General features: G+C 55.6%; 22 protein-coding genes. 11 read left to right on the forward strand and 11 right to left on the reverse strand.

The genetic code is table 11. From position 1 onward, the window contains the following. Nucleotides 1–11: 11 nt before the first annotated feature. Genes rph through GOX21_RS07230 form a run of 4 tightly spaced genes read left to right on the forward strand, consistent with a single transcriptional unit; the run spans nt 12 to nt 2,837 of the window. The gene (rph, locus tag GOX21_RS07215; RefSeq protein ID WP_170376524.1) at nt 12–725 is read left to right on the forward strand and encodes a ribonuclease PH; all 714 of its coding nucleotides are present in this window, start codon (nt 12–14) and stop codon (nt 723–725) included. Then, entirely contained in the window at nt 722–1,336 is a 615-nt protein-coding gene (gene rdgB, locus GOX21_RS07220; protein WP_170376528.1) for an RdgB/HAM1 family non-canonical purine NTP pyrophosphatase, read from the forward strand. The genes rph and rdgB overlap by 4 nt, the downstream gene beginning before the upstream one ends. After that, the gene (hemW, locus tag GOX21_RS07225) at nt 1,326–2,480 is read left to right on the forward strand and encodes a radical SAM family heme chaperone HemW (RefSeq protein ID WP_170376531.1); all 1,155 of its coding nucleotides are present in this window, start codon (nt 1,326–1,328) and stop codon (nt 2,478–2,480) included. Before rdgB ends, hemW begins: the two co-directional genes overlap by 11 nt. 3 nt (nt 2,481–2,483) lie before the next feature. Next, a complete protein-coding gene (locus tag GOX21_RS07230) occupies nt 2,484–2,837 on the forward strand; it encodes a YbaN family protein (RefSeq protein WP_170349840.1) in 354 nt (117 codons plus the stop codon). On the opposite strand, the gene GOX21_RS07235 is transcribed toward GOX21_RS07230, so the two are convergent. The 7 genes from GOX21_RS07235 to GOX21_RS07265 all read right to left on the reverse strand — a co-directional run bounded on the left by GOX21_RS07235 (nt 2,827) and on the right by GOX21_RS07265 (nt 10,189). Next, nucleotides 2,827–3,720, reverse strand: a complete 894-nt coding sequence (locus GOX21_RS07235; RefSeq protein ID WP_170361051.1) for a ParB/RepB/Spo0J family partition protein — start codon at nt 3,718–3,720, stop codon at nt 2,827–2,829. The two genes, GOX21_RS07230 and GOX21_RS07235, sit on opposite strands and share 11 nt — an antisense overlap. Nucleotides 3,721–3,740: 20 nt before the next feature. Continuing rightward, nucleotides 3,741–4,544: a ParA family protein gene (locus GOX21_RS07240; protein WP_170349556.1), complete on the reverse strand. Its 804-nt coding sequence runs from the start codon at nt 4,542–4,544 to the stop codon at nt 3,741–3,743. Further along, nucleotides 4,537–5,151 carry a 16S rRNA (guanine(527)-N(7))-methyltransferase RsmG gene (gene rsmG / locus GOX21_RS07245; RefSeq protein WP_170376533.1) on the reverse strand — a complete coding sequence of 205 codons (615 nt, stop codon included), beginning with the start codon at nt 5,149–5,151 and terminating at the stop codon, nt 4,537–4,539. The genes GOX21_RS07240 and rsmG overlap by 8 nt, the downstream gene beginning before the upstream one ends. Further along, nucleotides 5,148–7,016, reverse strand: a complete 1,869-nt coding sequence (gene mnmG, locus GOX21_RS07250; protein ID WP_170376536.1) for a tRNA uridine-5-carboxymethylaminomethyl(34) synthesis enzyme MnmG — start codon at nt 7,014–7,016, stop codon at nt 5,148–5,150. The genes rsmG and mnmG overlap by 4 nt, the downstream gene beginning before the upstream one ends. A gap of 12 nt (nt 7,017–7,028) precedes the next feature. After that, nucleotides 7,029–8,315, reverse strand: a complete 1,287-nt coding sequence (mnmE, locus tag GOX21_RS07255; protein ID WP_170376538.1) for a tRNA uridine-5-carboxymethylaminomethyl(34) synthesis GTPase MnmE — start codon at nt 8,313–8,315, stop codon at nt 7,029–7,031. A gap of 30 nt (nt 8,316–8,345) precedes the next feature. Then, nucleotides 8,346–9,617, reverse strand: a complete 1,272-nt coding sequence (rho, locus tag GOX21_RS07260) for a transcription termination factor Rho (protein WP_170349552.1) — start codon at nt 9,615–9,617, stop codon at nt 8,346–8,348. Between the two features lie 122 nt (nt 9,618–9,739). Next, nucleotides 9,740–10,189: a CopD family protein gene (locus GOX21_RS07265; protein WP_170361059.1), complete on the reverse strand. Its 450-nt coding sequence runs from the start codon at nt 10,187–10,189 to the stop codon at nt 9,740–9,742. 404 nt (nt 10,190–10,593) lie between these two features. Between GOX21_RS07265 and GOX21_RS07270 the strand changes: the two genes are divergently transcribed. From GOX21_RS07270 to dnaQ, 4 genes are read left to right on the forward strand one after another with little or no spacing between them, the layout of a single operon-like run. Beyond that, nucleotides 10,594–11,193 carry a Maf family protein gene (locus GOX21_RS07270; RefSeq protein WP_170361061.1) on the forward strand — a complete coding sequence of 200 codons (600 nt, stop codon included), beginning with the start codon at nt 10,594–10,596 and terminating at the stop codon, nt 11,191–11,193. Beyond that, complete coding sequence (locus GOX21_RS07275; RefSeq protein WP_170361063.1) at nt 11,190–12,023, forward strand: shikimate dehydrogenase; 834 nt, start codon at nt 11,190–11,192, stop codon at nt 12,021–12,023. Before GOX21_RS07270 ends, GOX21_RS07275 begins: the two co-directional genes overlap by 4 nt. Beyond that, nucleotides 12,020–12,613, forward strand: a complete 594-nt coding sequence (gene coaE / locus GOX21_RS07280) for a dephospho-CoA kinase (RefSeq protein ID WP_170361065.1) — start codon at nt 12,020–12,022, stop codon at nt 12,611–12,613. The genes GOX21_RS07275 and coaE overlap by 4 nt, the downstream gene beginning before the upstream one ends. Beyond that, nucleotides 12,606–13,328: a DNA polymerase III subunit epsilon gene (gene dnaQ, locus GOX21_RS07285; RefSeq protein WP_170376541.1), complete on the forward strand. Its 723-nt coding sequence runs from the start codon at nt 12,606–12,608 to the stop codon at nt 13,326–13,328. The genes coaE and dnaQ overlap by 8 nt, the downstream gene beginning before the upstream one ends. Nucleotides 13,329–13,355: 27 nt before the next feature. On the opposite strand, the gene secB is transcribed toward dnaQ, so the two are convergent. Next, entirely contained in the window at nt 13,356–13,853 is a 498-nt protein-coding gene (secB, locus tag GOX21_RS07290; RefSeq protein WP_170349546.1) for a protein-export chaperone SecB, read from the reverse strand. Nucleotides 13,854–13,917: 64 nt separating this feature from the next. Beyond that, complete coding sequence (locus GOX21_RS07295) at nt 13,918–14,409, reverse strand: FxsA family protein (protein WP_170376545.1); 492 nt, start codon at nt 14,407–14,409, stop codon at nt 13,918–13,920. A gap of 107 nt (nt 14,410–14,516) precedes the next feature. Between GOX21_RS07295 and GOX21_RS07300 the strand changes: the two genes are divergently transcribed. From GOX21_RS07300 to GOX21_RS07310, 3 genes are read left to right on the forward strand one after another with little or no spacing between them, the layout of a single operon-like run. Beyond that, nucleotides 14,517–15,176, forward strand: a complete 660-nt coding sequence (locus tag GOX21_RS07300) for a Tim44/TimA family putative adaptor protein (protein WP_170376548.1) — start codon at nt 14,517–14,519, stop codon at nt 15,174–15,176. Continuing rightward, a complete protein-coding gene (gene mltA, locus GOX21_RS07305) occupies nt 15,173–16,213 on the forward strand; it encodes a murein transglycosylase A (RefSeq protein ID WP_170376551.1) in 1,041 nt (346 codons plus the stop codon). Before GOX21_RS07300 ends, mltA begins: the two co-directional genes overlap by 4 nt. Further along, entirely contained in the window at nt 16,213–16,800 is a 588-nt protein-coding gene (locus GOX21_RS07310; protein WP_170349542.1) for a Smr/MutS family protein, read from the forward strand. The genes mltA and GOX21_RS07310 overlap by 1 nt, the downstream gene beginning before the upstream one ends. Here the strand turns inward: GOX21_RS07310 and GOX21_RS07315 are convergent. Both GOX21_RS07315 and GOX21_RS07320 read right to left on the reverse strand, forming a co-directional pair. Next, nucleotides 16,797–18,017 (reverse strand): MFS transporter, encoded by a 1,221-nt coding sequence (locus tag GOX21_RS07315; protein WP_170376554.1) that lies wholly within the window; start codon nt 18,015–18,017, stop codon nt 16,797–16,799. The two genes, GOX21_RS07310 and GOX21_RS07315, sit on opposite strands and share 4 nt — an antisense overlap. Beyond that, nucleotides 18,014–19,111 carry an alpha/beta hydrolase gene (locus GOX21_RS07320; protein WP_170376557.1) on the reverse strand — a complete coding sequence of 366 codons (1,098 nt, stop codon included), beginning with the start codon at nt 19,109–19,111 and terminating at the stop codon, nt 18,014–18,016. Before GOX21_RS07320 ends, GOX21_RS07315 begins: the two co-directional genes overlap by 4 nt. Between the last annotated feature and the right edge of the window lie 18 nt (nt 19,112–19,129).

The raw sequence follows: 19,129 nt of genomic DNA on the forward strand, positions 1-19,129 counted from the left end.
AAGGATTTTCCATGCGACCCTCAGGACGAGAATTAAGCGAAATGCGCGCCGTTTCAATCGAAACGGAGTTCACCAAACATGCCGAAGGTTCCTGCCTGATCAAAATGGGTGACACCCATGTACTGTGCACCGCCACGATCGAGGATCGCGTACCCCCCTTCATCAAAGGCTCGGGTCTGGGCTGGGTTACGGCTGAATACGGTATGCTGCCCCGCGCCACTAACACTCGGATGCGGCGCGAGGCGGCGTCGGGCAAGCAAGGTGGGCGCACCGTTGAAATCCAGCGCCTGATCGGTCGTGCCCTGCGCGCCGGTGTGGACCGGGTTGCCCTGGGCGAGCGTCAGATCACTGTGGACTGTGATGTGATCCAGGCCGATGGGGGCACTCGTTGTGCTTCGATAACTGGTGGTTGGGTTGCACTGCGGCTGGCGGTGAACAAGCTGATGAAGGCCGGGGACGTAATCTCGGATCCGTTGATAGACCCTGTTGCAGCGGTTTCTTGCGGTATTTATGCCGGCCAGCCCGTTCTGGATCTGGACTACCCAGAGGACAGCGAAGCAGGCGTAGACGGCAATTTCATCATGACCGGCTCGGGCAAACTGATCGAAGTGCAGATGAGCGCGGAAGGGTCCGTGTTTAGCCGCGCGCAGATGGATCAGCTGATGGATCTGGCCGAAAAAGGCGTGGCCGAGCTGGCCGCAGCCCAGAAAGCCGCAACCGCATGACCCGTAAGTTCGACGGCGATAGGCTGCTGGTGGCCACGCATAACAAGGGCAAGCTTGAGGAGATGAAGCATCTCCTTGAACCCTTCGGCGTGACCGTTGTTGGCGCGGCTGAGATGGACCTGCCCGAACCGGAAGAAACTGAGGACACGTTCGTCGGCAATGCCCGGATCAAGGCCCATGCTGCCGCCCAGACCACTGGCCTGCCTGCCCTGTCGGACGATTCCGGGATTTCCATTGATGCGCTGGATGGCGCTCCGGGTGTTTACACCGCCGATTGGGCCGAAACCGGTGACGGTCGCGATTTCTTGATGGCCATGACCCGCGCCCATGATGAGCTAGAGGCGAAAGGCGCCGCCCATCCACGCACGGCGCAGTTCCGATGCACTCTGGTACTGGCCTGGCCCGATGGGCATGACGAGGTATTCGAAGGCATCGCCCCCGGTCACTTGGTCTGGCCCATCCGCGGCAAGGACGGGTTCGGATATGATCCAATGTTTGTCCCGGACGGGTACGACATTACCTTTGCCGAGATGGATCGCTGGGAAAAGAACAAGATCAGCCATCGCGGCCGCGCTGTGGAAATGTTCGTGAAGGGCTGCTTTGGCGGATGATTGGCGCAATGGGGGCTTCGGCCTGTACGTGCATTGGCCTTTTTGTGAGGCCAAGTGCCCTTATTGCGACTTCAATAGCCATGTTTCACGTAATATCGATCAAAAACAATGGCTTAATGCATATTTGGATGAGCTGCGCCGCACGGCTGCCGAAACACCAGACCGGGTTTTAAACACGATCTTTTTCGGCGGCGGCACGCCGTCGTTAATGGACCCAGACACTGTCGCCGCTGTGATCGATCAGGCCCGGGCCCTCTGGCATCCGGCCAATGACATGGAAATCACGCTTGAGGCCAATCCGGGCTCGGTCGAGGCTGGCCGTTTTGCCGCATATCGGGACGCCGGGGTGAACCGCATCTCGATGGGGGTTCAGGCGCTTAATGACGAAGATTTGCGTCGATTGGGTCGCATTCACACTGTGGCTGAGGCACGTTCTGCCTTTGATATTGCCAGAAATTGCTTTGATAGGGTCAGTTTTGACCTGATCTACGCCCGCCAACACCAAACCCCCGAAGACTGGCGAGCCGAACTGACCGAAGCCCTTTCGATGGCTGTCGACCACCTGTCGCTGTACCAACTGACCATCGAGAACGGAACCGCCTTTGGGGATCGCTATGCCGTTGGTAAACTGCGTGGCCTACCCGAAGATGACAGCGCTGCCGACATGTATTTGGAAACACAGGACATCTGCGAGGCACATGGCCTGCTGACCTACGAGATTTCCAACCACGCACGCCCCAGCGCTGAATCACAGCACAACCTGATCTATTGGCGCTATGGCGACTATGTCGGCATCGGGCCTGGTGCCCATGGGCGCGTCACCTTGAATGGTCAAAAACTGGCTACAGAAACCTACCTGTCCCCAAACGCTTGGCTAACTGCCGTCGGAAAAGGCAGCGGAGAAAAAGAACGCTCGCCCCTATCAGCGCAAGAACAGGCCAAGGAATACCTTATGATGGGGTTAAGAGTTGTGGAGGGTCTAGATATTGACAGGTATAATGCCCTGGCAGATCACCCGTTGCCGCAGGACAAATTGGCCGATCTAACGGAATTTGGGATGATCAAACAGACAAATGGCCGATTGATTGCCACCAAAGATGGGCGCGCCGTTTTAAATGCGGTGATCCGGGAACTTCTGGGATAAATGATGCAATATGTTTGGGCCACCCTGGGTTTGATTTGCGTTGGCTTCGCGGTGGTCGGCATCGTTCTGCCCTTATTGCCTACTGTTCCTTTTTTGCTGCTGGCCGCGTTTTTCTTTGCACGGTCGTCTTCTCGCCTGCACAACTGGTTGATTACACATCGCACTTTCGGCCCGTTGATCGTTGACTGGCAAACGTCCGGCGCTATCCGACCCGGGGCAAAAAAGGCGGCCACCATTTCGGTTGCCGCCGTGTTCGGGCTATCGGTTCTGTTGTCCCTGCCGTCTCATGTCCTGATCATTCAGGCCGTGGTTTTGGGCGCGGTAATGCTGTTTATCTGGACCCGGCCTAACGGCTAAGCTTGGCGCACAGATCGTCCAACTGATCCAGGTTTTCATAGGTCAGCACCACTTGCCCGGTTTCTGTTCCAGCCTTGTGATTGATCGCAACTTTCATCGCCAGAATTGCCGACAGGTCTTTTTCCAAGGCTCGCGTATCAGCGTCTTTACCCGCATCCAGGTTCCGGGAACGCGGGGCAGCTTTCGCCGGATCTGCCTGTTGTTTTTTCACCAGCGCTTCGGTTGCGCGAACCGAAAGCCCATCCCGTACTACGATTTTCGCCAGTTCTGATGGGTTTTCGGCCGTTATCAACGCTCGTGCGTGCCCAGCAGACAGCTTACCTTCGATGACCAGCGTCTGAACGTCCAAGGGCAACGACAGCAAGCGCAATAGGTTCGCAATATGACTGCGGCTTTTCCCCAAGGCTTCGGCCAACTTCTCTTGAGTATGCCCGAAACGGTCCATCAACTGCTTATAGCCAGCAGCTTCTTCGACCGCATTCAGGTCAGCCCGCTGTATGTTTTCGATAATGGCGACTTCCAACACCTCTGTGTCGTCAAACTCACGCACAATAACCGGAATATCATGCAACTGCGCCATCTGAGCAGCGCGCCAACGCCGTTCCCCGGCCACGATTTCATATCCGCCATTGCTGATTTCCCGCACAATCAGAGGTTGAATAATGCCCTTTTCTTTGACCGAGGCTGCCAGCTCATCCAATTGATCCGCTGAGAATGTACGGCGCGGCTGGTTTGGGTTGGCCTGCAGCTTTTCAATCGGAACTTTCATGTCCGGACGACGCGGTTCTGTAGTCACCAGACCTTCGGCTTCCTGCGTTACATCTGCCATCAGGGCAGATAATCCCCGGCCCAAACCTCTGGGTTTTGATTTTTTGACGGCCACTGCGCCCTCCTCACTGCCGCTCAGGCAGCGGCATTTTTGTTCTTGTGAATGACTTCACGCGCCAAATGTCGATATGCCATCGCACCCAACGATCCCGAGTCATACTGCAAGACCGGCAAGGCGTATGACGGCGCCTCACTGACCCGCACATTTCTGGGTATCTTGGTTTTAAATACCATCTCACCCAGATTGTCACGTGCATCCTTTTCAACCTGGCGGGACAAGTTGTTGCGGTTGTCATACATGGTCAACACAACACCTTCGATTCTCAGGTCCGGATTCGCAGTTTGCCGGACCTCTCGGATCGTTAACATCAACTGCGAAAGCCCCTCCAGTGCAAAGAATTCACTTTGCAGGGGAACCAGAACGGAATGGGCAGCTACCATCGCATTCACAGTCAGCAAGTTCAGAGATGGTGGGCAGTCGATCAGCACAAAATCAAGCTCAAACTGGTCGATCGAGGTCTGACGCAGGGCGTCATGCAACAAATAACTGCGTTTTTCATTGGAAATCAGTTCGATATCCGCCGAGCTTAGATCAACGGTTGCCGGTATTACCAGCAACCCGCCAATTTCTGTCTCTTGTACCACAGCTTCAAGCGGTGCATCGTCCAGGATCAAATCGTATGTGGTCCAATCCCTGTCCTCAACACCCAAACCGGTTGACGCGTTCCCCTGCGGATCCAGATCCACCACAAGAACCCTGCTTCCTGCTTCTGCCAAACCGGCCGCAAGGTTGATCGCAGTTGTTGTTTTTCCCACCCCACCCTTTTGATTGGCGACCGCAATTATCCGGGGCCCTGAGGGACGAGACAGATCAACCACGCGATACTCCTTTGATCCTTAGAATAACAGCTTGGGGCTCAGTTAAACTTGTAATCGGCTCGCAGTCGAAATTCCATTCCTTGCGCGCATCATTCAGCTCTTTTTTCCAGCTTGCGCCTTTCGGCAACAGCGCCGTACCGGACTCTTTTAAATGCCTGTCACAAAAGGACAATAACGTGGGCAGATCCGCAAGGGCGCGGGCAGACAAAATATCGGCGTTCAACGGATCCACGGATTCTATCCTTTTTGACACAATAGAACAGTTCGCCCCGCATTCCCGTGCAACGCTACGCAGAAAGGCAGATTTACGCTGATCGCTTTCTACAAGTGTAAATCGCGCCGCTGGCGCTTCTTCTATAGCCATGATCGCGCAAACCATGCCAGGGAACCCACCGCCGCTGCCCAAGTCTACCCAATTATGGAACACATCCGAACACCGGTATACCTGCACTGAATCCAGAATATGCCGTGACCAGATGTCATTCAGGCTGTTGCGCGACACCAGATTTATCTTGGGATTCCAGCGCCGAACCAGTTCTACGTAGGTTTCAAGACGGCTAAATGTTTCACGTGAAACATCTAAACCTTTAAACACCTCATAGCTCATGCCTTTCGGACCTTTTGCTCTCGCCTCAACTTGGCCAGCAGTAAGGTCAAAGCGGCGGGCGTCACGCCCTCTACCCGCCCGGCCTGAGCAATATTGATCGGTTTTGCCTCAGACAGTTTTTGTTTCATCTCAGAGGATAGGCCTTCCAACGCCGAATAATCGAAATCGCGCGGTATTTCATAGGATTCATCGCGTTTCATGGCTTCAACGTCTTTTTTCTGGCGCGCAATATAGTTCGCATAAAGCGCATCCCGTTCGATCTGGCTTCGGATATCTTCCTCAATATCTTGCAAACCCGCCTCAAGCGGAATCAGATCATTGAACGTAACATCAGGAAAAGCCAGCAAAGCCATGCCATCTCGGCGATTTCCGTCCTGATTGACATTGATTCCAACTGCACGGACCTCCTTTGGTGTATAAGTCCGGTCTGTCAGTATTGATTTGGCAGCTGTAAGTTTCTCTATCTTTTCATCAAATCTTTCAGCCCGCGTATCACCAACACATCCAAGGTCAATTCCAAGAGGTGTTAATCGCTGATCAGCGTTATCAGCCCGAAGAGACAACCTGAACTCTGCCCGAGAGGTGAACATCCGATAAGGTTCTGCAACCCCTCGCGTAGTCAAGTCATCGATCATCACGCCTATATAGCTGTCCGCACGCGTGAAATGAACGGGTTCCCGATCCAGGACAGCGAGTGCTGCATTCAGACCAGCGACAAGCCCTTGTGCTGCTGCTTCTTCATATCCTGTAGTCCCGTTAATTTGTCCGGCAAGATATAGCCCCGGGGCATCAGGCAAGGACAAGGACGACGTCAGAACACGGGGATCGATATAGTCATATTCAATTGCATAGCCCGGTTGCAGGATCTCCGCCTTTTCCAGGCCTTTGATCGACCGCACATAATCATGCTGGACGTCCTGCGGAAGCGAAGTTGAGATCCCGTTTGGATAAATCGTGTGATCATGGATTCCTTCGGGCTCAAGGAAAATCTGATGGGATTCTTTCTCGGCAAACCGAATAATCTTATCCTCAATCGAAGGGCAATATCTGGGTCCGACCCCATCAATATGACCGCCATACATTGCCGACCGTGACAGATTTTTTTCAATTATCTCATGAGTACGCGCATTCGTATGCGTTATTCCGCACGAGATTTGGGGTGCGACAGCTGACTCAGACAAAAACGAGAATAGCGTCGGATCTTCGTCTCCATCCTGCCGCTCTAGATCTGACCAATCAATGGTTCGACCGTCCAACCGGGGTGGTGTACCTGTTTTCAATCGCCCCATTGGAAGGTTTAAGCTATCCAATCGCTCTGCCAGTTTGACAGAAGGTCGGTCCCCCATTCGCCCGCCGGGTCGGGAAACGTCTCCGATATGAATCACACCACGCAGAAAGGTCCCGGATGTAAGTATCACGGCCGAGGCATGAATCTTGGACCCATCTGCCAATTGTATTCCGACGATACGAGGTCCATCTGTCAGAAAATCTGTGACCTCCCCGACCACCACGGATAAATGCTCTTGCGCCTGTGTCACTTTCTGCATGGCATCACGATACAGTGACCGGTCTGCCTGAGTCCTTGGGCCCTGCACAGCAGGCCCTTTGCGGCGATTCAGCAATCTAAATTGAATACCGGCCTGGTCTGCAACGCGGCCCATGACACCATCCATCGCGTCGATTTCGCGAACCAGGTGGCCTTTCCCCAACCCCCCAATGGCAGGATTGCAGGACATCACTCCAATATCGGACGCAGACAGCGTCACCAATGCCGTCTCAACCCCCATGCGTGCAGCGGCATGGGCGGCCTCGGTTCCGGCATGTCCGGCGCCAATCACAACAACATCGAACTTTGAATGTTTCACGTGAAACACTCCTTACTTACCCAGGCAGAAACTGGAGAATATCTCATCCAAAAGGTCTTCGACCCCTATTCTGCCGACCAATGTTTCAAGGGCGCGGATAGCCGTCCGCAACTCTTCTGCCGCGATATCATACAGGTCCGGGCCTGATTCCAGAACTGTCATCGCCGCGACCAAAGCTGCCTTGGATTCACTCAGTGCGATTCGGTGGCGTTCACGGGTTGCAATACCATGGCTTGTGGATCTCTCGCCCAATACACACGATATATGGGAAATTAGCTGATCAATTCCATGACCGGTTTTCCCGGAAATCCCGCCCTTATCATCCTCGCGCAGGTCAGATTTCGGAAAAAGCTGAATGTCACCTTCGACCATGGGAACACCAAGATCTGACGGGTCTTCGGTCAGAAATACCCGCAAATCAGCCGCGTCCGCACGTTTACGGGCCAGATTAATCCCAAGGTTTTCAACGTGATCTTCGGTTTCGCGCAACCCTGCGGTGTCCAGCAAAGTCACAGGCAAACCACCGAGATCCATGCGAACTTCAATAACGTCACGAGTTGTGCCGGCATATTCCGACGTGATCGCGGCCTCTCGACCCGCCAACGCATTCAGCAAGGTCGACTTGCCTGCATTGGGAAGACCAACAATGGCAACTTCGAACCCGGTCCGGATACGTTCGGCAATTTTTACACCGTCCGCTTCGCGTTGCAGGTCTTGCATGACTCCGGTCACCAATGTGCAGACCTCAGGTGTCACGTCGGTTGGAACCTCTTCATCGGCGAAATCTATCACGGCTTCCAGCAGAGACGCCGCCCGGATCAGGTCACGGCGCCAGCGTTCGGCCAAGCCACCCAGCTCTCCGGCCAAAATGGTCTGGGCCTGTTTACGCTGCGCCTCGGTTTCGGCATCGATCAGATCGGCCAGACCTTCGACCTGCGTCAGGTCCATCTTGCCGTTTTCCAATGCACGGCGCGTGAATTCCCCGGGTTCCGCAAGCCGCAACCCAACCGTATCGGACAAATTGCGCATTACCGCATTAACCGAAGCCGTGCTGCCGTGTATCTGCAGCTCTGCGACATCTTCACCGGTAAAGCTGGCCGGGGCCTGGAAGGTCAGAACTAACCCATCATCCAAGCGCGACCCATCAGCTGCACACAAAGACCGAACCCGCATACCGCGGGGCGGTAGCGGGCTGCCGGTCAGGTCGGCTGCGGCTGAATGCGCCAAAGGGCCCGAGAGGCGGATGACCGCCACCCCTGCTTTACCCTGGGCGCTGGCCAAGGCGAATATCGTATCCATTCGAAGGCCTCGCGTCGGTTAAGACCTGTATCAGGTATTCATCGAGTCGAAGAACTCACCGTTGGTCTTGGTCTGCTTCAACTTAGACAACAGGAACTCGATCGCATCAGTGGTGCCCATCGGGTTCAAGATACGGCGCAGAACAAAGGTCTTGGCCAGATCACCTTTGTCGACCAGCAGGTCCTCTTTCCGGGTGCCGGATTTGAGGATGTCGATCGCCGGGAACACGCGCTTGTCTGCGATCTTACGATCCAGAACGATTTCCGAGTTACCCGTGCCTTTGAATTCTTCAAAGATCACTTCGTCCATCCGGCTACCGGTATCGATCAGCGCGGTGGCGATGATGGTCAGCGATCCGCCCTCTTCGATATTCCGCGCAGCACCAAAGAAGCGCTTGGGCCGTTGCAGAGCGTTTGCATCCACACCACCGGTCAGAACTTTACCGGATGAGGGGACCACAGTGTTAAACGCTCTACCAAGTCTTGTGATCGAATCGAGAAGAATAACAACATCTCGTTTATGTTCGACCAAACGCTTGGCTTTTTCGATCACCATCTCGGATACGGCCACGTGACGTGTTGCAGGTTCATCAAAGGTCGAGGACACAACCTCACCTTTTACCGAGCGCTGCATGTCGGTCACCTCTTCGGGGCGTTCATCTATCAGCAGAACGATCAAATAGCACTCCGGGTGGTTCTGTTCGATCGAATGCGCGATGTTTTGCAAGATCACCGTCTTACCAGTCCGCGGCGGCGCCACGATCAAAGACCGCTGTCCTTTACCGATAGGTGAGACCAGATCAATCACCCGGGCCGACTTATCTTTGATGGTGGGATCTTCGATCTCCATCTTCAGACGTTCATCGGGATACAAAGGCGTCAAGTTGTCGAACAGGATCTTGTGTTTGGCTTTTTCAGGCTCTTCAAAATTGATCTTGGTGACTTTGATCAGCGCGAAGTACCGCTCGTTCTCATCCGGTGCTTTGATATCACCTTCGACCGTATCCCCGGTGCGCAGCGAATGCTGACGGATCATATCCGGTGAAACGTAGATGTCATCTGGGCCCGGCAGATAGTTCGCTTCGGGTGAACGTAGAAAACCAAAGCCGTCCTGCAGCACTTCAAGCACGCCATCACCGCCAACGGTCCAGCCTTCATCGGCGCGTTCACGCAGAATCTGGAACATCATCTCGCCCTTGCGCATGGTCGAGGCGTTTTCGATTTCCAGCTCTTCGGCCATCGCCAGAAGGTCTTTGGGGCTTTTGGCCTTAAGGTCAGCCAGATTCAGGGTGTCAGTTGTCATGATATATACCTTCGCCGCAGGCATCGCGGCACGAAGTGGAATTTCAGTACGGAAGATACGCCGCCCGGACGGGCGTGTTGATATCTACATAAGCGCGGCTGACTGCGGAGTCAAACAGGCCCTCAGAATTTCAAAATGACCGCCAGAACGATGGCAACCATCAAAATGGTGGGAACCTCATTCATCATGCGGTACTGGCGCCCAGTGAGCGTATTTCGGCCCTCTAAGAAGTCTTTGCGCCGCGCCATCAGCCAGTGATGGAACCAGGTCATGCCGATCACGGCAGAACCTTTAATCCAGGGCCATGCAAAATCCCAACCGACAATGCCTGGTGTGAACACCATGATCAGGCCACACACCCACGCCACAATCATTGCCGGGCGCATAATCACGCGCAGCAGCTTTTCTTCCATTTCAAAGAAAATGGTTTCAGCACCATCGACGGCTTGCGCCTTTTCTACGTGATAGACGAATAGTCTGGGCAAATAGAATAAACCGGCCATCCACGAGATCACGGCCATGATATGTAAAGACTTCACCCACGGGTAAATCGTGAAAAGAAGATCGGTCATCCTGGCTCCGGGCGTTACTCGGAACTCTCCCTAATAAAAAAATAAGAAAAGAAAAAGGAAGATGGTTTTGTAGGGTGAACAAAATTCGTGGATTACTTTTTTACACATGTGTTTTCCCCAGGTGGACATTTTTACGCGTCAAAGCGATGATTCTGTTAATAGTGAAAATAATGTAATTAAATCAATGTGTTAAGTCGTATTTACAAAAGATGCTCTGGGGATAAGTTTCTGAGTATATGTGGAGTTCCCGCTTATCCCGTCATTCCGACTTATCCTTGTCCCGGATGGACAGCGTTCGAGCGACTCAGGGAAGATCTGCGCGAATATCCCGGGGTTGCGTGTCAATCGGAAAACCATACAAACCATTCAAGAACGCTCAACGATTTGCACACGGGGTTGTCCACATGTCTGTCCCCATCATCCTGGCCTCAGGCTCATCCATACGTGCGCAGCTGCTGGAAAACGCAGGCGTGCCGTTTTCCGTTCAGGTCGCGCGCGTGGATGAGGATACCATGAAACGCGCGTTGCTGGCTGAGGAAGCATCCCCTCGGGACATCGCCGATGCACTGGCTGAGATGAAGGCGCGCAAGGTCAGCGACAAAAAACCAGGTGCGATGGTTCTGGGGTGCGATCAGGTGTTGGATTTCGACGGGAAGCTGTTGTCGAAACCGGAAACGCCCCAGGAGGCGCTGGCGCAGCTCAAGGCGATGCGGGGCAAGCGGCACATGCTGTTGTCGGCGGCGGTGATCTATCAGGATGGCGAGCCGATCTGGCGCCATGTCGGGCAGGTGCGTTTGCGCATGCGGATGAGTTCGGACGCGTACCTGCGCGACTATATCGACCGCAATTGGGACAGTATCCGGCACGCGGTGGGGGCTTATAAGCTGGAAGAAGAAGGCGTGCGCCTGTTCGCCACCATTGACGGCGACTATTTTAATGTCTTGGGTATGCCCCTGTTGGAACTGCTCAATTTTCTGGCCGTCAAAGGGGTGATCGACCAATGACACATAACCGAATTCCGCTGGCCGGAGTAATCGGACACCCGATTGCGCATTCCAAGTCGCCCCAACTGCATGGTCATTGGTTAAAGAAATATGGGCTGGCCGGGCATTACATTCCCGTGGACGTGGCGCCCGAGGATCTTGAGACGGTTTTGCGCACCCTGCCGAAGGCGGGGTTCGTCGGGGCGAATGTGACCGTGCCCCACAAAGAAGCGGCGTTGCGTATCGCCGATCACGTATCGGAACGCGCATCGGTCATCGGGGCGGCAAATACCTTGGTGTTTCAAGATGATGGCACAATCCACGCGGACAACACCGATGGCTATGGGTTTATGCAGAACCTGCGCAGCGGCGCGCCGGATTGGGTTCCGTCGGATGGCCCGGCGGTGGTGTTTGGTGCGGGTGGCGCAGCACGGGCGGTGTTGCAGGGTTTGTTGGACGCGGGCGTGCCCCAGATCATGCTGACCAACCGCACGCGCGTCCGGGCGGATCAGTTGAAAGATGAATTTGGCGACCGCATCACCGTTGTGGATTGGTTACAGGCCGGCAATGTCATTGAAGAAGCTGAACTGGTGGTCAACACGACCTCATTGGGCATGCAGGGACAACCGGAACTGAGGGTGCCCTTGGATGGGTTGCAAGCGGGTGCGGTTGTGACTGATTTGGTCTATGCACCTTTGCAAACACATCTTCTGAAATCGGCTGAGGAAGCAGGCTGTACCACGGTCGATGGTCTGGGCATGTTGCTGCATCAGGCGGTGCCCGGTTTTGAACGCTGGTTCGGCACCCGCCCCGAGGTGACCGATGACCTGCGCGCGGCGGTTTTGGGATGAGTTTCGCGCTTGGTTTAACCGGTTCGATCGGGATGGGCAAAAGCACCACGGCGCAGATGTTCGTCGAAGAAGGCTGTGCGCTGTGGGATGCGGATGCAGCCGTACATAGACTCTATTCAAGGGAAGGAGCGGCCGTCGCGCCGATGCGCGCTGTTTTTCCAGATGCCATCATCGATGGGTCTGTCAGTCGTGACGCCCTGAAACAAGTCATCGCGCAGCACCCAGCCGCGCTGAAACAGATTGAGGCCATCGTACATCCGCTTGTTGCCGCAGATCGCGCTGCTTTTCGGGAATACGCGACCGCGGATATTGTGGTGTTCGACATCCCCCTGTTGTTTGAAACCGGTGGTGATGCAGCGATGGATGCGGTGGCCTGTGTCTCGATCCCGGCGGACGAACAAAAGCGTCGTGTGATGGCGCGCGGGACGATGACTGAGGCACAGTTTGAACAGATCCGCGCCAAGCAAATGCCGAATGACGAAAAATGCGTGCGGTCAGATTATGTGATCGTGACCGATAGTCTGGACCACGCCCGCACGCAGGTGCAGGATGTGGTCAGGCAAATACGGGCGGGGATGGAAAATGCGTGAGATTGTACTCGATACCGAAACCACGGGGTTTGATCCCGAAAGCGGCGACCGGATTGTCGAGATCGGCGCGGTTGAGTTGTGGAATCACGTCGCCACGGGCGAGACCTATCACGTCTATATCAACCCTAAGCGCTCGATGCCCGAAGAGGCGTTTGGGGTGCATGGGATCGGCCCCGACCTGCTGGAAAACCCGCGCCCGCCGGAAAAGGGTGAGGTCACGCTGAAGGACAAGCCGGTCTTTGCCGAGGTGGGTCAGGGCTTTCTCAATTTCATCCGGGATTCGAAGCTGGTGATCCACAACGCATCCTTCGATATGAAATTCCTGAACGCGGAGCTAAAATGGATGGGATTGCCGCAGATCCCGATGGATCAGGCGCTGGATACGCTGGCGGTTGCGCGAAAACGGTTTCCGGGCTCACCTGCGTCACTGGATGCGCTGTGCCGTCGGTTCAATATCGACAACACGAACCGGGTGCTTCACGGGGCGTTGCTCGACTCGGAAATTCTGGCCGAGGTCTATCTGGAACTGATCGGGGGGCGGCAGCCGGATTTCGGCTTGTCCGCGACTGCTTCCTCGGCCGCGGGCGGTCAGGACGATTGGCGCCCATCGGCGCGTCCGACACCATTGGCGTCAAAGATCACCGACGAAGAACGCGCAGCGCATAAACGATTTGTAGAGAAATTGGGCGAAAACGCCTTGTGGACCCGCGCCTGAGGTGAAACCCGGCGCGGGTCAAATCGATTAGGCGTTCGCCTTCTGCGCTTCGGCTTGACGACGCAATAGTTCGTTGCGGTACAGCGCGACAAAGTCGATATTGTCCAGATTGACCGGCGGATAGCCACCGTCACGGGTGATATCGCTGACGATGCGGCGCAGGAACGGGAACAACATGCGCGGGCATTCGATCATCAGGAACGGATGCAACTGGTCCTCGGCCACGCCTTCGATGTGGAACAGGCCGCAATAGTCGATTTCGCACAGGAACAGAACGTCTTCCAGTCCTTTTGCTTTCGACTTGAGGTTCAGTTTGACTGCAACTTCATACTGATGCTCCGTCGCGCGCTTTTTTGCATCCAGATTCACCTGAACGGCAATTTCGGGCTGAACGTCACCGGACACACCTTTCTGTGCCATCACGTTTTCAAAGGACAAATCGCGGATGAATTGCCCCAGCACTCGCATTTGTACCTGGGGGGCGGCTTGGGCTGCCGTGTTTTCTGCAGCGTTTTCTTCGGCCATGGATCTACTCCAAAAATGAAATTCGACACTGCTTAGCAAGTTGGGCGCGGCACCTCAATGCAGGTCACGGTCCTTCAACCCATTTCGATGGTTTCGAAAGGTCCTGACGGGGCCGAACTTCGGTGAATTCGCCGTCAATCACGTCATCTTGCTCGAATGGTGCAGGACCAGACCGGAACTGTGCCCCATTGCCCATCTGGAACTGGGTGATCGTCACCTTCGATTTCAGGTACCGGAACACGGCCACGCGAATGCCCGGAACAAGCAGGGCAAAGCCGACTGCATCGGTGAAAAACCCAGGCGTCAGCAACAGAACGCCGGACAACAGGATCATCGCCCCATGGGCCAGGGGTTCTGTCGGATCGTCCAACTCGGCAAAGGATCGCTGCAGGTTCGCCAGCGCCATGCGACCTTGTGTCCTGACCAACGCAGTGCCCAGAACAGCGGTCAGCACCACTATTGCAAGGGTTGGCCACAGGCCGATCAGACCACCCACCTGAATGAACAGGGCAATCTCGATGATCGGAACCAATAAAAATGCCAAGAACAGGTACATATGCGTTATCCTTTACCAGTGGTCGGGCAGTGGACTTGCCACGAACTGTCACCTACATAGTGGCATGAGGCCGCGTATACAAAGTCGCGGTCTGAAAAGAGGATGAAATGAACGAACCGATGATCCAGTTGCTGGTCCTGGCCGGAATAGCCGTTTTCCTGATCCTGCGCCTGAAAAGCGTGCTGGGTACGCGTGAAGGTTTTGAGAAACCTCCTGTTCAGGAACAACCCGACGGGCACAGTGCCCGCCGCGGGTTTGAGGTGATTGAAGGTGGTCCTGATTTCGACATCACAGACCATGTTGCCGAAGACAGCGAACAGGCACAGACGCTTGCCGCGATGAAGCGGATCGAGCCCAGCTTTTCCGTCACCGAATTCGTGCAGGGCGCGCGCGGTGCCTATGAGATGATCGTTATGGGTTTCGAAAAGGGAAATCTGGACGAAATCCAACCCTTCCTGTCCGAAGAGGTGTTCGACACGTTCGTGTCCGTCGTGGCCGCCCGTGAAGATCAGGGCCTGACCATCGAGGCCGAGTTTATCGGCGTGCGTGAAACCACATTGGCCGACGTTAAATTCGACAAAGATACCAATCAGGCCGAGATCACCATGAAATTCGTGGGTGAGCTGACCTCGGTTGTGCGTGATCGCGGCGGAGATATCATCGAAGGTAACCCGAACACCGTCAAACGCCAAAAGGACAGCTGGACCTTTGCCCGTGTCATGGGCGCGGACGATCCGAACTGGCTGCTTGTCGCCACGGACGCATGATTGCCGCACTCCGGTCGCTTTTTCTGGTGGGTGCGATGACCACCGCTAGCGCCGCCGGAGCTGAGGCGACGCGCTCGATCCTGTCGTTTGATGACCTTGAGGGCTGGGCCGCTGACGATCACGGGGCGGCCCTTTCGGTTTTTCTGAATACGTGCGGCGATCTGAATGATCCGGATTGGCGTGCCCTTTGCGCTGTGGCCCGAACCTATGAAGGGGATGCAGCGAGGGCGTTTTTCGAGCTGTTCTTCCGTCCGGTTTTGGTTGAAGACGGTAAAGATGCGCTGTTCACCGGCTATTTTGAACCCGAACTGGATGGATCGCGCAGCCGGACCGACCGGTTCAAATACCCAATCTACAAAATGCCACCCGAAGCACGCGCCGAAGGGCCTTGGCTGAGCCGCCGGGACATTCTTACTGGGGATGCTATGACTGGCCGGGGGCTTGAGATCGCCTGGGTTGATGACCCGGTCGAGCTGTTCTTTTTGCAGATCCAGGGCTCGGGCCGTATTCGTCTGCCCGATGGTGGTGGTTTACGCGTGGGTTATGGCGGCGCGAACGGGCATCCGTATCGGTCGATCGGGGCTGAATTGATCCGCCGCGGTGCGTTAGGCGCGCATGAGGTGAGCGCGCAGATGATCCGCGCCTGGGTGCGCAAAAACCCCGAGGCCGGGTCTGAACTGTTACTTCACAACCCTTCCTACGTTTTCTTTCGTGAAGTCACCCGCGTTGCGCCCGAACTTGGCCCGCTGGGCGCGATGAACCGATCTGTCACCACCATGCGCAGCATTGCCGCGGATCCTGAATATACGCCGCTGGGGTCTCCGGTCTGGGTGGAAAAAGACGGCAAGGACCCGATGCGCCGATTGATGATCGCGCAAGATACGGGTGCTGCCATCAAGGGTGCTCAGCGGGCGGATATCTTCTTTGGCACCGGTGATGCCGCTGGGCAGGCAGCCGGGCGTCTGAAAGATCCGGGCCGCATGGTGATCCTGTTGCCGATCCAACGCGCCTATGCCCTGATCCCGGATGAGTTCTGATGACCCGGCGCAAACTGACCGAAGAAGAGATCGAGCTGTGGCGCAAGGTCACCAAACAGGCTGAACGTCTGCATCCTGAGCTGCCGCAATCGGTTCATCCCACCACCCTGCCCAAACCGAAACCAACCAAAACACCAAAGATGCGGCTGGACGGGTTCGAGATCGGCCAGACCGCGCCCGCCAAAGTGGCGCGTCATGCATTGAAGCCCTCGGTCACTGACAGCCTGCGCGCCAGCCCGGTGCAGATGGACACCAAGGCTTTTGGACGGATGAAGCGCGGCAAGCTGAAACCCGAAGGTCGGATTGATCTGCACGGTATGCGGATCGACACGGCGCATCCGGCGCTAGTGCGGTTTGTGTTGACGGCGCAGGCACAGGGCAAGCGGCTGGTGCTGGTGATTACGGGCAAGGGTAAGGACCGTGACGAACCCGGCCCCATTCCGACCCCACGCGGCGTACTGCGTAATCAGGTGCCACACTGGCTGTCCATCCCACCGCTGGCGCAGGCTGTGTTACAGGTAACACCCGCCCATATCAGCCACGGCGGCGACGGGGCCTATTACGTGTATCTGCGCCGGGGTCGTTAAAACGCGGTTTTCGCGCGGTGAATGCCGGTCCAGACCAAACTGCTGACTACAACAAAGAACGCAGCGATCCACATAAATTGAGTACCAAGCGTGACGTTGTAGTCGATCAGCACCCCAGTTAGAGCTGGACCAATGGCCGAACCCAGCACCATGACCGCGGTCGCCAGTGCCTTGATCGCGCCAATATGGCGAGTGCCGTAAAACTCGGCCCAAAAGGCGCTAGGCAATGTGTTGTTCGCACCGACCGTCAGAGCCAGAAAGATCAGGCCGATCAGGGCGCCGGTTAGGGTGTTGGTGACCGAGAGAATAGCAAAGCCCACACCGATCGGCAGTTGATAATACGGCATGATCCGCGCGGTGCCCCATTTATCCAGCGCCCAACCAGCGGCAAACATCGACAGGATCGAAACGCCGGTGAATACAGGGAACAGCGCCACCAGTTGAATATGCGGCCAGTCCCTGACCTGCGCCAGATGGACCTGATGAAAGAAAAACGCGGTGATGAAGGCAGATGGTGCAAGGATCGCGGGAACCATGAACCAAAACAGCGAATTGCGCAGCGCCTCGCTCCGGGTCCAGTGATGATCCTGCATGCCAGTGGCAATGTGATCCCCTGACAGGCTTTGCGGCGTGCGCTCCAGACGCAGCAGACGCATCAGAACCGGGATACCCAATACCGTCACACCTGCGGCCACCACCCACAACAATCGCCAGTCGAGAAACACCATCGCGGCGACAAAAATCACCGGCAACAGCGCCTCTCCGACCGCGTATCCCAGCGAGGCGATCGACAGCGCCTTGCCACGTGTCGCAGTGAACCAGCGCGCCATGGCCACTTGCGCCAGATGGGTGCTCATCCCCTGCCCGAAAAGGCGCAACAGAAAGATCACGATAGGCAGAAGGAACAGTCTATTGTTCAACGCCATTGAAAGCGCCGCAAGCGTCAAACCAACCAGCACCACCGGCCCCAGAACCCGAACACGAAAGATATCGGTCAACCCGCCGGCCCAGATCATCACCACAGCCGCAACGGTGGTACCTAGAGAATAAAGCCCTCCCCAGGCCCCGTGACTTAGCCCATAAACTGCACGGATTTCACCGGCAAAGACCGAGATGAAAAAGGTCTGCCCAAAGCTGGAAAAAAACGTCAGCAGAACCCCGGCGCTCAACCAAGAGGCATTTTGAAAAAGAAAATGACGCAATTCAACCCGTGTCACGGGTTGGACACCTGCGCCTGGCCAGTTTCCGTCAACACGATCCCGGTCGCGCCTGTGGGGTTGCGTTCGCTGGGGGGGACCAGAATGTCGATAGCCGGACGCTCGTCAGGGCCAAATGTATTGTTGACCCGCCGAATTGAGTTGAGGATCGCCAGCAAAGCCGGAGATGTAGCAGCAACGAAATGCGAAGATTCGGCATCGCTGTTGAATGCGGTCGTGTCGATCACGTTGATAGGAAAGTCCTCAAGCGTTTTGATCGAACTGATATTGCCCAGCCGTTCGCCCTCATCCGTGCCTCGCAGACGGGCTGAAATGTTCAGGATTTTGTCCTTTTGCGAGACCATGACAATGAACGGGTCGGGTGGATTGTCGATCCTGTCCATCTGCGAACGGAACAAATCCACGTCCAGATCAGGAGAGATCAGAACCACACCTTCGATATTTCTTTTGGCCCAACCCGGTTCCTGCAATTCGGTTTGTCGCATCATCTCCATCGTCAGGGCACTGCCCATGGAATGCGCCACAAGCAGAACCCGGTTTACGCCCATCGATTTCAATTCACGAATGGTCTGTTCCAAACCGTCGCGGGCAAAAAGCATGCTGTCCAGATCGTAAGCGTACCCATATCCCGTCGCACGGCTGGGCCAGGAATACACCAGGATCGATCCGGGCAGACCAATGTCATGCGACAGCTGCGCCGCGCGAAAGATGGTTTCGGTTTGGGTCGAGTTATAGCCATGCACAAAGATCGTCACTTCGTCCTGCCCACGTAGATGCTGCCGCAGTCCCTGAGGCCCGTTCAATTCGGTCACATCAGCCAGAACGAACTCTTTTTGCGGGTTGGGATTTGCATAAGAGAACTTCAGGGTTCCCGGCGTGTGTGTTGGCGGTATGGACACGGTGGTTTCCAGAAATTGCAGCTTTTCACTGCGCCTGAAACCAAATGATCCGTCTGCCTCGCGGGCCCTGGTCGTGCTGGCAAATACGGTTTTCGTCGTTCCTATGGACGCAGCCGACGGCACAATTTCAGAGACCGTCCTGTCAACACAGGCGCTCAGAGACAAAGACATAAATAGAAAAATCAGGTAGCGCATCAAACAGGGTCCTAACGG

The sequence above is a fragment of the Ruegeria atlantica genome, assembly GCF_013032005.1.
Classification (GTDB): Bacteria; Pseudomonadota; Alphaproteobacteria; order Rhodobacterales; family Rhodobacteraceae; genus Ruegeria; species Ruegeria atlantica_A.